Origin of the sequence: Clostridium sp. UBA4548 (assembly GCF_002387895.1) — a bacterium.
Classification (GTDB): domain Bacteria; phylum Bacillota; class Clostridia; order Clostridiales; family Clostridiaceae; genus Clostridium_J.
The window spans coordinates 133,708-146,746 of sequence record NZ_DGLI01000014.1 but is presented as its reverse complement, the minus strand read 5'-3'; the positions used below and the strand labels follow the sequence as shown (position 1 = coordinate 146,746).

Annotated in this window: 12 protein-coding genes; all 12 read right to left on the bottom strand. The window is 32.0% G+C overall.

The features are described 5' to 3' along the window. Positions 1 to 219 precede the first annotated feature (219 nt). The gene (locus B3040_RS05560; protein WP_017414760.1) at positions 220 to 636 is read right to left on the bottom strand and encodes a S1 domain-containing RNA-binding protein; all 417 of its coding nucleotides are present in this window, start codon (positions 634 to 636) and stop codon (positions 220 to 222) included. A gap of 90 nt (positions 637 to 726) precedes the next feature. Then, positions 727 to 1,002, bottom strand: coding sequence for an FtsB family cell division protein (locus B3040_RS05555; RefSeq protein WP_017414761.1), 276 nt, complete (start codon positions 1,000 to 1,002; stop codon positions 727 to 729). A gap of 139 nt (positions 1,003 to 1,141) precedes the next feature. Continuing rightward, positions 1,142 to 1,561 carry a spore cortex biosynthesis protein YabQ gene (gene yabQ, locus B3040_RS05550; protein ID WP_291571029.1) on the bottom strand — a complete coding sequence of 140 codons (420 nt, stop codon included), beginning with the start codon at positions 1,559 to 1,561 and terminating at the stop codon, positions 1,142 to 1,144. Further along, a complete protein-coding gene (gene yabP / locus B3040_RS05545; protein WP_017414763.1) occupies positions 1,542 to 1,838 on the bottom strand; it encodes a sporulation protein YabP in 297 nt (98 codons plus the stop codon). The genes yabQ and yabP overlap by 20 nt, the downstream gene beginning before the upstream one ends. 184 nt (positions 1,839 to 2,022) lie before the next feature. Then, on the bottom strand, positions 2,023 to 2,283 hold the full coding sequence (locus B3040_RS05540; RefSeq protein ID WP_291571027.1) for an RNA-binding S4 domain-containing protein: 261 nt from the start codon (positions 2,281 to 2,283) through the stop codon (positions 2,023 to 2,025). A gap of 217 nt (positions 2,284 to 2,500) precedes the next feature. Beyond that, positions 2,501 to 2,776 carry an HU family DNA-binding protein gene (locus B3040_RS05535; protein WP_017414765.1) on the bottom strand — a complete coding sequence of 92 codons (276 nt, stop codon included), beginning with the start codon at positions 2,774 to 2,776 and terminating at the stop codon, positions 2,501 to 2,503. 152 nt (positions 2,777 to 2,928) lie between these two features. Continuing rightward, entirely contained in the window at positions 2,929 to 4,374 is a 1,446-nt protein-coding gene (gene mazG, locus B3040_RS05530; protein WP_291571025.1) for a nucleoside triphosphate pyrophosphohydrolase, read from the bottom strand. Between the two features lie 86 nt (positions 4,375 to 4,460). Next, positions 4,461 to 5,996, bottom strand: a complete 1,536-nt coding sequence (locus B3040_RS05525) for a putative polysaccharide biosynthesis protein (protein WP_291571022.1) — start codon at positions 5,994 to 5,996, stop codon at positions 4,461 to 4,463. Between the two features lie 576 nt (positions 5,997 to 6,572). Continuing rightward, complete coding sequence (gene spoVT / locus B3040_RS05520; protein ID WP_291571020.1) at positions 6,573 to 7,124, bottom strand: stage V sporulation protein T; 552 nt, start codon at positions 7,122 to 7,124, stop codon at positions 6,573 to 6,575. Positions 7,125 to 7,294: 170 nt separating this feature from the next. Next, the gene (locus B3040_RS05515) at positions 7,295 to 8,296 is read right to left on the bottom strand and encodes a peptidylprolyl isomerase (protein ID WP_291571018.1); all 1,002 of its coding nucleotides are present in this window, start codon (positions 8,294 to 8,296) and stop codon (positions 7,295 to 7,297) included. A 295-nt stretch (positions 8,297 to 8,591) separates the two neighbouring features. Further along, positions 8,592 to 12,125 carry a transcription-repair coupling factor gene (mfd, locus tag B3040_RS05510; protein ID WP_291571016.1) on the bottom strand — a complete coding sequence of 1,178 codons (3,534 nt, stop codon included), beginning with the start codon at positions 12,123 to 12,125 and terminating at the stop codon, positions 8,592 to 8,594. 167 nt (positions 12,126 to 12,292) lie between these two features. Continuing rightward, positions 12,293 to 12,859: an aminoacyl-tRNA hydrolase gene (gene pth / locus B3040_RS05505; RefSeq protein ID WP_291571014.1), complete on the bottom strand. Its 567-nt coding sequence runs from the start codon at positions 12,857 to 12,859 to the stop codon at positions 12,293 to 12,295. Between the last annotated feature and the right edge of the window lie 180 nt (positions 12,860 to 13,039).

Below are 13,039 nucleotides of genomic sequence, written 5' to 3'. Positions count from 1 at the left end.
TTTAAGTCCTGTGCGTCTGCCTGTTCCGCCACTTCAGCAGGCTTTATGTTTCTGTCACATCTCAGCGACAATACTTATTATAAGTCATAGCCACATATATGTCAACACTTTTTTATAGATTTATTTTCATTGTTAATCCAACAACTAAACCCATTGATTTATCTAGCATAAAGTTCAAAAGAGCGCTAGATACTAGCACTCTTTATATAAAGATTATCTTTAATAACTTGAACCTTTTTTACTATATCCACGACCTTTTCCATCTTGATGCTTCTTTAGGTCTTGGAATCTTTCTTCGCTATCTTTTAAAAACTTAGACATCCTATCCTCAAAGCTTCCCGTTGAGGAAACTTTAGTTTTTTCCTTGTCCCAGTCAATTTCTACTGGCTTCACGGATTTTTTAGGAACACCTGCTTGTTTTATGGATAAGCTCATTTTGCCATTGTCATCCACGGATATAATTTTAACTTTAACTACATCTTCTTCTTTTAAATGGTCTCTAACATTTTTAACAAAAACATCTGACACCTCAGAGATGTGAACTAAACCTGTTTTACCTTCCACTTCAACAAAAGCACCAAAATTAGTTATATTGACTACTTTACCTTCTACAATACTTCCAGCCTTTAAGGTCATATTAAAAAGACTCCTCCTTAAATATAGATGATTATATAATTATATATAATGACATAGTTAGAAATAGTTTACTAACCTATCAAAATAACTTTATTTATTTCCACTGCTATCTATTACAGGAGCCTCTCCTTCTTTTACTAGCCCTAACTTTTCTCTTGCTAACTTTTCAATATAGTTCAAGCTTTGAGATAGCTTAACCTCATCCTGTAATTTTTCATTTTCTTCTTTCGTTTTTTGAAGCTCCACAGTGTATTTTTTAAGTTCAACTTTTTGTTTATGCATAATAATTTGTTGGTTTATAAGAGTATAACAAACATATGCCCCAATTAATAGTAATAATAAGTTTTTTTTCTTAAACTTTTTCATCTCACCACTCATCCTTTCAAATGAATGAGTTAACTTAGACACATAAACTACATTATAATGCCTTATTACTAATTGTTAAACTCATAAGTATATTTTAATTTGAATTTATCATTTGTTCAAGCTATTTATCTTATTATTTTTAATTTTTTCTTAGTATTTTATAAAAGAATACCCTTATAGGATAAGTTATAACGTAAAATACTATTCTAAAAGTTGTTAAAAGAAATATCAATAGTTTATGAAGAGTTTTAACAAAACCTTTGCTTATAAGCTTTAAATATATCAATAAGCCTATAGCAATATACACAAAAACATTAAAACTCATATATGCATAGCTTGTGTACATCATGAAAATAAAAATAAAAATTCCTGTTAAAATCCAAAATAATAAGTCCTCTACAGCTGTAATGAACTTATTTAAACTTTCAAACCCTCTAATAATTCTATATATATCAAATAATATTCCTATGAGCATTCCACCTATTATGCTAAATACAAATAAGTTCACCTGCTCTGGCATAGAAAAAATCATATCTTCCTTACCTGAACAATCTAGCAATTATGCCATTTTGTTTTCTATGCTTTTTCTCTTCTGTAGTATAAACAATATACCCAATATTGCCACTTATTATTACGTCTCCATTTTGAACATCTAGCTTGTTCATCTTTAATTCTTCGCCTCTAATATCCATATTGCCTAAGACAGTTTTAAGTAAGATTTGCTCATCATTGAAGCTTATTATCTCTGTTACTCCATCTAAACTCATTTTTTTTCTATTTTCTAAAGCTAAATAACTTTTCTTGTTTTCAACCTTCACTTCTTTACTCTGTTCCATGTTATCCTCCTCATAAAATCACATACTAAAAAACATAGTAGGCTTTCTGAAGACTTTCAAGATGAATACTCATTTTATTCATCTTCAAAAACCTGAAGGAAACCAGGTTGAACTAAGTTATAGATTAAGTTTTAAATTCGGTTTCCTCTAATAAAAAATATATGCAAAGAGGAGGATTTTATGACTACTCTGTATCTTCTTCTCCTGAAATTATTTCATACATATTCTTAGCATCCTCTTTATTTACATGAGATGCTATATTCACTATTTTAGCCTTAAGGGTCTGCTTAGCAAATTGAATCTCAATTATATCCCCTTCATTAACTACAGTTCCCGCTTTTGCTACCTTACCATTTATAGAAACCCTTCCACTTTCACAAACTTCTTTAGCTACAGTTCTTCTTTTAATTATTCTTGACACTTTTAAATATTTATCTAATCTCATCTATATCACCCCAATAATTTTATATGATTTATATTTTTGAAAAATCAATTAATTCACTTTCCTTTGCATACATGCCTTATTAGCTAAATTTAGCGAATACAGGTAGTTACCTAGTAAATTTAAATAATCTTAGTTTAATAAAATAATCTTATTGAAACTTATGTGTCAATAAAGAAAAAAACCCAGATAGAAATCTAGGCTTTTTAAAGATTTAAGACTATTTGTTAACTATGTCTTTAAATTCTTTTCCTGCTTTGAATACTGGAACCTTTGAAGCTGGGATTTGTATTTCTTCTTTAGTTCTTGGGTTTCTTCCAGTTCTAGCAGCTCTTTCTCTAGTCTCAAAAGTTCCAAATCCAACTAATTGAACTTTTTCACCATTTGATAAAGCTTCCTCAACGCTGTCTATGAAAGCTTTTAAAAATGTCTCAGTTTCCTTTTTAGTTAGACCAGCTTTTTCTGCCATGCTTGTTACTAATTCTGACTTATTCACTATTGTACCTCCTTAATCTTAACTGTAATGCTTATGCAATAATGTTTAACTATTAAAATATAAACATCACATATAGAATACCTAATAGCATATTCTGCAATTTTTTTAAAAATCCTTCTAATCAGCTATAGTTTTAACAAATTTTTGCTAAATTAAACATTTTTTGCTTCATTCCACAACTGATCCATTTCGTCCAGGGTCATATTTTTAATATTTAACCCTTTTCTTATAGCAGTTTCCTCTATATATTGGAAACGCTTGATAAATTTATCTATAGTATAATTTACTGCAAACTCGGGGTCAATGTCAAGAATTCTTGCAATATTTACTGTGGCAAATATCAAATCCCCAACTTCTTCTTCTATTTTTGCCCTTTTATTGGATTTATATACATCTTTTACCTCTTGAAGTTCTTCTATGACTTTATCCATAGCTGGTGTTATATCAGGCCAATCAAATCCCACTTTAGCAGCCTTTTTTTGAACCTTTTCTGCTCTTAAAAGTCCTGGTAAGTTTTTAGGCACATGTTTTAAGGTATCAGTATAATTCTTAAATTCTTTTTCTTTTCCTTTTATTTCTTCCCAATTAGTTAAAACTTCCTCGCTGTCTCTAACTTGTACATCACTAAACACATGAGGATGTCTAGATATCATCTTTTCTGTTATACCTTTAATAATATCATTAATGTTGAAGTATCCTTCTTCCTTACCAATTTGCCCATGGAATACTACTTGAAGGAGTACATCACCAAGTTCTTCAACTAATTTTGTATCATCTTCTTCATCTATTGCCTCTAAAACCTCATAGCATTCTTCGATTAAATATCTTTTTAAAGACTCGTGAGTTTGCTCGAAGTCCCAAGGACAACCATCTTCTCCACGCAGCACCTCCATAACCTTTAAAAGATCATGAAAATCCTTTGTATTCTCCAAATCCTTAGGAATATAAACAGAAGTTAAATAATCTATATCCTCTTGTCTATCAAGGTCATATAGTTTAATTTTCCTTATACTCTCAAGTCCCTTAACCCCAGCTGCTCTAACAAAATATATATCAGTATCATCTTTGTAGTATTCTAATAGAGCAAGCTTTGTTTCTGATGCTATTAGAGGGTTATAAACCTGAGTTATTATAAGCCCAACCCTTTTATCCATCACCTGATTAGCTATATCAAAAGCATCAACTATTTTTATCCCTTCAATTGGATCTATTTTTAGGCTCTCCATTACTGCATCAATAAAGCTTACTGCTGGTAGTATCTCTGTTTCTATAGCCCTTTCTTCACACGCCTTTAAAAGAAGTGTTACAGACTTTTCTGCAACCAGCGGATGGCCTGGAACTGCGTAAACAACATCCTTGTAAATGTTATGCTTTTCTATAACATCCTTTGAAATAGCACTATAAACCTCATCAAAAGAATCATAGTTTTCGTAAAAAGAGTCATAAGTGTCAAATACCACTCCCAAAGACTTTAGATATTCAACATTAGGATGTTTTTCTGTCCTTAAGAGTACCTTGTCACAAGACTTTAATAACTCTAAGGTCCCTATAGTCAAAGCATCCTTTGCCCCTGGGCCTAAACCTACTATTTTAATCATATTTGTATCTCTCCTTGTATCCTTTTGTATTATAAACATCCTCCAAAGTTCCTAATGAAAAGAAACTTGTTCATTATTTAAAATTTTTAATGTCTCATAAATTTTCCCCTTATATCTTGCATTGAAAATATACCTAATACTATTACTAATACTATAAAAATTGCTACTCCCACTATTATGGAAACCAAGCAAGAAATTCCATTACTCATTGTATAATTATAGACATTATTATAGCTAAACACAACAAAAATTATCATTGTAAGAGATGCTATCAGTGGCTTTAGTAGCACTTCAGTTATACTGAGTTTTACCTTTAATACCCTTGATACCTGTATATAATTTAAAAGTGCAGTAGTAGTATATCCAAAAATAGTTCCTATAACTGCTCCATAGATATTTACAGAGCTTTGAGCAACGAAGAAATAGGACAACATAACCTTAACCAAACACCCCCCAATAAGATTGTAAACTGGAATCATATACCTTCCACAACTTTGCAATAGTGAAGTGGTTGTCTGTGTAATTATAATAAAGGGGATTGAAATAGAAAGAACCTTTAATATTTCAAAACCTGCAACATCCTTCATAAATACCAATCCCATTATTGGCTTTGCTAAGAAATATAAACCTAAAAAACTTGGTATTCCTATTACAAAAGATAGTTTATAAACCATCTCAACCCTTCTTTTCAGTTCCACAGTTCTGAAGGTGGCATAAGCCTCAGAAACTATAGGCACTAAAGCAGCACAAAGGGCCATAGACACTGCTAATGGTATATTCTGAAGGGTTACAGCCTTACCTGTAAGTTGCCCGTATAAAATTGCGCTATCTTCAAGAGAGTATCCTGCTACAAGTAACCTTTGAGGAACTACGACTGAATCTATTAAAGACATAACGGTGCCTACTGCAGCTCCAATTGATACTGGAAGTGCTGCTTGAGCTATAAGTCTTATCATGCTACCTTGTCTTTTCTTTTGAAACTTTGGTAATTCTTTGCTAGCTCTAAAATAATTAAACATTAGGTAAAAGCTTCCTAATGCTCCTCCAATCACAGTTCCTAATGCTGCACCTCCCGCCGCATATTCTATGCCCTTTGGCATTAACAGATAAGCAAACAACACTCCACATACTACTCTCCCAATTTGTTCAACAATTTGAGAAATACCAGTATAAGTCATATTTTGCATACCTTGAAAAAAGCCTCTAAGTGTACACATTATACAAACAAATATAGGTGCAATAGAAATAACCATAAATGAGTAATAAGACTTAGTATCCCATTTCAAAGTTGTTATTATTTCTTTTGAAAAGAATAGCATAACCAATGATGCAACGACTCCTATAGGAATCATAATTAAAAGAGTTTCCCTAAAAATTTGTCTCACAGCATGTACATCATTTTTCGCATTGAATTCAGAAATCAGCTTAGACATAGCTATTGGAACTCCTGAAGCCAATGCAACAAAGGTCATGTAAAGAGGATAAGACATTTGATAGTATCCCATTCCCTGGTCTCCAATTAAAGCCTGAAGTGGTATTCTAAAGAATAAACCTAGAAACCTAGCAAATATAGTAGCTGCTCCTAAAATCATTGTTCCTTTTATTAAAGATTGCCTTTTCATATACTCCCCCCATAAAAGCAAGTCTTATTTTCTATTATATAGAATCTACGTCAAAACTTACCTTATAAACCGGGCCTCCCTGTTCTTTCAAAACTTTTCAAACTGAATAAAATATATTTATTTTAGCTTGAAAGTCTATATGTGAACTATGTTTGAAGTTTAAATTCTCAACTTAGAATCCTATATATTAAACTTACCTATACTATAAATATTTGCTTTCTAAGGGGTTTATTACTTATATGACAAATAATGAGAATGTGATTTTGTTTAGATAACTTAAAACAGCTCTAACACTATGTATTCTTTTGATACCTGGTCTTATAGGTGCTTACACTATATACCACTAATTAATGCCTTAAAAGATCTTTCTAGTAGCTAAGTTACACTACTTTAACATGTGAATTTTGTATGAAGTTGTTTATTATTACAATTATTGGATAGCATTGAAAAGGGAATGAAAATATGATGGTTTCAAACTACAAGTAGTAGCATTTACTTGTAGTAAAAGTATTTATAATACCTATTAATAATAGAAAATTATAAAACTAAGAGTAATGGCGTAGCTACGCCACGCCATTACTCTTCCATCTGTTTTCCTAGGAATGCAGATGCTGTTTCAGCTAATTTTAGTTCTAAGTCTCCAAATTTCACATCTTTTTCCTTAGAAACTATAACTACAGCTCCAATAGCATCTCCTCCTGCCATTATAGGTGCTATAACCTGTGAATTATATACTGTTTCATCCTCATCGTTATAAAGTGGTATTGCCTTTTCTGAACCTTCCCCTAGTATAATAGCCTTACGACTGTTCATTATTTTTTCAAGTTCAGAACTTACTTTTTTCTCAAGGTATTCTTTTTTAGGACTTCCGCTTACGGAAATTAAATTATCCTTATCGCTTATAATTACTATATGTCCTATAGTTTGTTGAAGAGCCTCACTATACTCCTTAGAGAATTCACTCAATTCTTCTATTGGTGAATATTTCTTAAGAATTACTCCACCCTCTCTATCAGTGAATATCTCAAGAGGATCTCCTTCTCTTATTCTAAGTGTTCTTCTTATTTCCTTAGGAATTACAACACGACCTAGGTCATCTATACGTCTTACTATACCAGTTGCCTTCATTTACTAATTCCTCCTTAACTCACTAAACTTATATACTAGTGGTATTATTATCTTTCTTAATTCCAAATTTTATACACATTAGTAAAAGTTTAATTAAAAAGAAATTTAATTATTCATTTGATAATTCTCCAAAATAAAAGAGTCATGAAAATTCACGACTCTAAAATTTGTTATTTTAACTTTTCTTCATAAACTTTAATCTTTGCTTCATCCTGCCACTTCTTCATTGTCTCTTGCCAATTTTGGTACTTCTTCTGGTCAGTTAAAGATGTTTTAATACTTTCTTTAACATCTTCAAATTTCTTAACTGGGTATTCTTCCTTATCTAGAGCTTTAATAATATGAAAACCATATTTTGTTGCTATAGGAGCTTTTGTATATTCCCCTTTTGGTACACTAATAGCTGCTAACATAAAGGTTTTGTCATATTGTTGAGTTTCATACTCAATCCACCCTAAGTCTCCACCATTATCCTTTGTACCATCAGTTCCTTTTTCCTTTGCAAGGGCAGCAAAGTCCTCACCCTTATCTAATCTTTCTATAATAGCCTTAGCTTCCTCTTCAGTTTTAACTAAGATATGTGCTGGCTTAATTCTGTTTGGTTTCTCTGTATACTTAGTTTGATTTGAATCATAATCTTGTTTAACTTCCTCATCAGTTACAGTAACGTCTTTAACAACATGTTCATAGACCATATTTGATATAACAGAAGGTCTTAATTCTTTTAAAAGATTTTCTTCAGTCATTTTAGCTTGTGTTAAAGCCTCTTTATATTTTTCATCACTTTCAAAAGAAGCTTTTATATCTGCAAGTTGCTTTTGAACTTCTTCGTTAATCTTTTCTTCACTAGGTAGAACTTTAAGCTCTTCAGCTTTTTTATTTATAATAACATCATTTACCATAGTATCTAAAATACTTGTTCTTTGCTCAGCTAAATATTGTTTAGCCTGCTCATTAGTTTCGTAGTTTTCTCCGAATTGAGCCTTCACACTCTCAAGAACTGGAGCAAGTTCTTCATCAACCTGTCCTCTTGTAATTTTCTTATTATAGACCTTAGCTACTACAGTTTTATTCACACCTTCTGGTGTCTTTTCAACAAGTCCACAGCCTACGACTGATATAGACATAGCAGTTATTAACGCTGCAGCAATAACCTTTTTAACGTTTCTCAATTTATTATCCCCCATTCTGGCTAATCTTTATTTATATTATTATATTGTAGCATAAAACTCGTATCATTGTATACACTTGCTAACACCTAATGCTCCTCCATAGTTTCATACAGAATAAGTATTATTATACAAATTTACTGTGGCAACTAGGTGACAGTATTATGAATAAAGTGTTAAGGAGTCAAATTACATTTAACTAATTTTTCAAAAGAACAATTCCTCAGTTTTCATTAGTACTTAACCAATTCTAAAGCAGCAGTTTAGTCTATTTCTAAGATGAATGCACCAAATGAATTTATTCATTATTTGACTTGTTTTTTACCACTGCCCTCATATTTTTAACAATTTCTATTAAATGTTTTACTACTACTTCCTTCTTTATACCTTTAAATTTCCATCCAAGAACTGGAGCCTCACCCATCTTAAAAGCTATTTCTTTTCTATAGTTTTCTAAAATAAATCTCACTAACTCTGGTGTAAGATAGCTCTTGTTTTGGAAATTAATAAGAATTTCACTTCCCACTTCTTTTATCTCTACTATACCAAGATCCTTACAAAGCGATCTTACATAAGCTATATCCATTAGATTGTAGACCGTGTTTGGTATGTCCGAGAATCTATCCTCTATTTCCTCTTGTAATTCCATCATGTATTCATATGAATCAATAGATGCAATCTTCTTGTAAACCTCAATTTTTTGTGTTTCATCCACAATGTAGCTACTTGGTATATATGCATCAATCTTAATATCTACCGTAGTCTCTATAGGTTCCTTATCAATATCTCCTTTAATAAGCCTTACTGCATCCTCAAGCATTCTACAGTATAAATCATATCCCACTGTAGCCATATGACCATGTTGAGCTGATCCCATAATGTTACCTGCTCCTCTTATTTCAAGGTCTCTCATAGCAATTTTAAAACCTGACCCTAACTCTGTAAAATCTTTAATAGCCTTAAGCCTTTTTTCAGCTACTTCTGTCAGTACCTTATCCTTCATGTAGGTAAAATAAGCATAGGCAATTCTATTAGTTCTACCCACCCTTCCCCTTAGCTGATAAAGTTGTGAAAGGCCCATCTTATCAGCATCATAAATTATCATAGTATTAGCATTTTGTATATCTATCCCTGTTTCAATTATGGTTGTACATACTAATAAATCATATTTTTTGTCAATAAAGTCTAATATTATCTTTTCTAATTCTCTCTCTGTCATTTGTCCATGAGCTACAGCAATTCGAGCTTCAGGAACAAGCTTTGATAAATAGCTTGCCATGTCATTTATGGTTTCAACTCTATTGTAAACAAAGAACACCTGTCCATCTCTATTTAACTCTCTCATTATAGCATCACGTGTTAATTGGTCATTAAACTCAACTACATAGGTTTGAACTGGGTATCTTTCTTCTGGCGGAGTTTCAATAACACTTATGTCTCTCACTCCTGTCAAAGACATATGAAGAGTTCTTGGAATTGGTGTTGCTGAAAGAGTTAATACATCGATATTTTTTCTTAAATCTTTTATTTTTTCTTTGTGAGTTACACCAAATCTTTGTTCTTCATCAATTACTAATAACCCCAAATCTTTAAACAATACGTCTTTTTGAAGAATTCTATGAGTTCCAATTAGAATATCCACATTTCCTTCCTTTAATGCCTTTAAGGTAGCCTTAACCTGAGCTGGTGTTCTAAATCTACTTATCATCTCTACTCTTACTGGAAAATCTGAAAATCTCTTCCTCATGTTCTTATAATGCTGTTCCGCTAGTATAGTAGTTGGCACAAGCATTGCTACCTGTTTACTATCCATAACACACTTAAAAGCAGCTCTTATAGCAACCTCAGTTTTACCATATCCCACATCTCCGCATAGAAGTCTATCCATAGGTTTATTGCTTTCCATATCCCTTTTGATATCCTCTATAGAAGTTAACTGATCTGGTGTTTCATCATACGGAAACTCCTCTTCAAATTGTTTTTGCCAAATAGTATCCTCTGAGTACTTGTGTCCCTTTAAAGTGGCACGGATTGCATAAAGCTTTACCAAATCCTCTGCAATATCTTCAATGGACTTTTTAACCTTATTCTTAGCCTTAATCCACTCGCTACCGCCTAGTTTGTTAACCTTCGGAGCCTTACCTTCACTTCCAATGTACTTTTGTACCATATCAAGTTGTTCAGCAGGCACATATAAAGTATCTCCAGAGTTATAGGAAAGTTCTAAAAAGTCTTTTTTATGCCCTTGCACCTCTAATTGCTTAATTCCCTTATATACTCCAATTCCATGGTTAACATGAACTACATAATCTCCAAGTTTAAGTTCTGTGAAACTTTTAATCTTTCCTACACCTTTTTTGTTACCTCTTCTTACAGACTTTCTCTTAGATTGTCCAAAGACCTCACTATCAGATACTACACAAACCTTAAGTTCTGTATACTCAAAACCCTTTGAGGCATTTCCAAAGGTAACTACTACCTCCCCCTGCTCAATACTAGAAACAATATCTCTATAAGTAGCTTCAATCCCCCTATCTCTAAGAGTCTCAATAAGCCTTTCTCCCCTAGTTCTAGTACCTGAAAGAATTAAAGTTCTATATCTTCTTTCTTTTTTTTCTTTAATATCTTCAATAAGCATGTCTAATTGACCATGATAATCGTGAATAGTAATTTGTGAGAAAGCTGCAATGGTTCTAGGTGCTAAATGCTTGGCCGTTTTAGTAATAGCTTCTAAGGTCATCACCTTACTAACTTCTAACTCTTCAATAATTCTTTCTTTAGATAGCAATAATTCTCCCTGTTTAGGAAGTATGTTACCCCTTCTTAAAAAGTTTTCGTAGTTTTCACTAAACTCAAAGTTTACACTTTCAAGCTTTCCTACGCACCTTTGAACATCATCTATAACAATAAAACAGTTTTTCATATAGTCAAAAAGAGTAGAAGGCTTATCATAAAAATAACTAATATAACTATCTAAGGTTTCAAAGGACCAAGTTTCTTTTAAAAGTTCTAGATTATTATTAATAGTTGATGTTAATCTTTCTATAGCGTCTTTATCCTTTTTCTTTTTAAAACCTTCTAATGTAACATTAAAGTCCTCCTTAATCTTATTGTAGGCACTATCAATATGACTATTGGTTAAGATAACTTCTTTTGCAGGGAAAATATCTACAGTTTGCACTTTTTCAATACTTCTTTGAGTGTCTGTATTAAAAGTTCTTATAGAATCTACCTCATCATCAAATAGTTCAATCCTATAGGGTAGCCCACTGGTTGGAGGGTAGATGTCAATAATGCCCCCTCTTACAGAAAACTGTCCTTTTGTATCTACAACTTCACTTCGTTCATAGCCTGCTTCAACAAGCCTTTGCGATAATTCTCTTATATCAATTACATCCTCCACAGCAATATTAAAACTATGGCTAGTGAAGAGTTCTACTGGGGCATAGGTTGAAGCTAATGCTTCTGCTGAAGTAATAATTACCTTTTGCCCTTCCTCCAGCATCTTCTTTATAACCTTTAATCTTTCCCACCTTAAATCTCCTGAAATTGCATCTGCATTGTAAAAAACAACTTCTTTTGTTGGAAAGTAGTAAACGTCATTAAGATAAAAAGATAAATCCTCATAGATATTTTTTGCTTCCACATCACTATGGGTAACCACTAACATTTTTTCATTTATTTCATTTAAAACCCCATATAATAAATAACTTTTTGAAGACTCAGAAAGACCATAAACACCAATAGGATACTTCCTATTGTCTATGGCCTTAGATATATCCTTAAATTGTTCACTTAGAATAAGGGGTGTCATTAAACCCTTTAATCTCAAACTTACCACCTCTCAAAATTCCGTCTATACTTAAAATATTTATATGAGACTTCAACTTCAACCTCCTTAAAAGCCTACAATGTATCAAAACACCTTTGTGTTCAAGCTACTTTTTCAATTTAAATCCTTATATAAATAGCCAGACTGCTTCTATAGAAGCATAACTACTACTCTGGTTTAAATCCATTAAATTTGTTCATAGCTTCAGAAACGCCCTCTTTAATTATAACTTCTACAGCATCTATTGAAGCCTTAAATGCTTTTTCGACTTGGTCTCTATCTTCCTTAGAAAATCTTCCAAGAACGAAAGGAATTAAGTCTTCTTTCGGTTGTCCAACTCCTACTTTAATCCTTGGAAACACATCCGTAGATAAGTGCATGATAATGTTTTTTATACCATTATGTCCTCCTGCACTGCCTTTTCTTCTAATTCTAAGGCTTCCTGGTTCAAGACTTATATCATCGTAAATTACTATTACTTTATCATTAGGAATTTTATAGAAATCACATATTTCTCTAACACTCTCCCCACTTAGATTCATAAAGGTTTGAGGTTTTAAAAATAACACTTTTTCTCCACTTAATATAGTTTCCCAATATATACCTTTAAATTTTGTCCTGCTAGGTCCAAAATTATACTTCTCCCTACATAAATCAATAATATCAAATCCTACATTATGCCTTGTTTTATCGTACTTATCTCCTGGATTCCCTAGTCCTACTACTAAATACATCTAATACTACCTCCAAACATCTGCTGTGTACTTTACTGGTCCCATAAAATCAATAATTTTAGAACACATAATATATTATACTAAAAAATCTACATAATCAAAATTCTTTGTTTATCTATGAAATAATAAAACCTTAATGTACTTTTGCATATAAATATCAATCAGAAATAAAAGTAGTAT

What these genes read in the sequence shown, in the direction of transcription:
- B3040_RS05560 (WP_017414760.1), bottom strand. Translation starts at nt 636, where the DNA reads ATGACCTTAAAGGCTGGAAGTATTGTAGAAGGTAAAGTAGTCAATATA.
- B3040_RS05555 (WP_017414761.1), bottom strand. Translation starts at nt 1,002, where the DNA reads ATGAAAAAGTTTAAGAAAAAAAACTTATTATTACTATTAATTGGGGCA.
- yabP (WP_017414763.1), bottom strand. Translation starts at nt 1,838, where the DNA reads ATGGAACAGAGTAAAGAAGTGAAGGTTGAAAACAAGAAAAGTTATTTA.
- B3040_RS05540 (WP_291571027.1), bottom strand. Translation starts at nt 2,283, where the DNA reads ATGAGATTAGATAAATATTTAAAAGTGTCAAGAATAATTAAAAGAAGA.
- mazG (WP_291571025.1), bottom strand. Translation starts at nt 4,374, where the DNA reads ATGATTAAAATAGTAGGTTTAGGCCCAGGGGCAAAGGATGCTTTGACT.
- B3040_RS05525 (WP_291571022.1), bottom strand. Translation starts at nt 5,996, where the DNA reads ATGAAAAGGCAATCTTTAATAAAAGGAACAATGATTTTAGGAGCAGCT.
- spoVT (WP_291571020.1), bottom strand. Translation starts at nt 7,124, where the DNA reads ATGAAGGCAACTGGTATAGTAAGACGTATAGATGACCTAGGTCGTGTT.
- pth (WP_291571014.1), bottom strand. Translation starts at nt 12,859, where the DNA reads ATGTATTTAGTAGTAGGACTAGGGAATCCAGGAGATAAGTACGATAAA.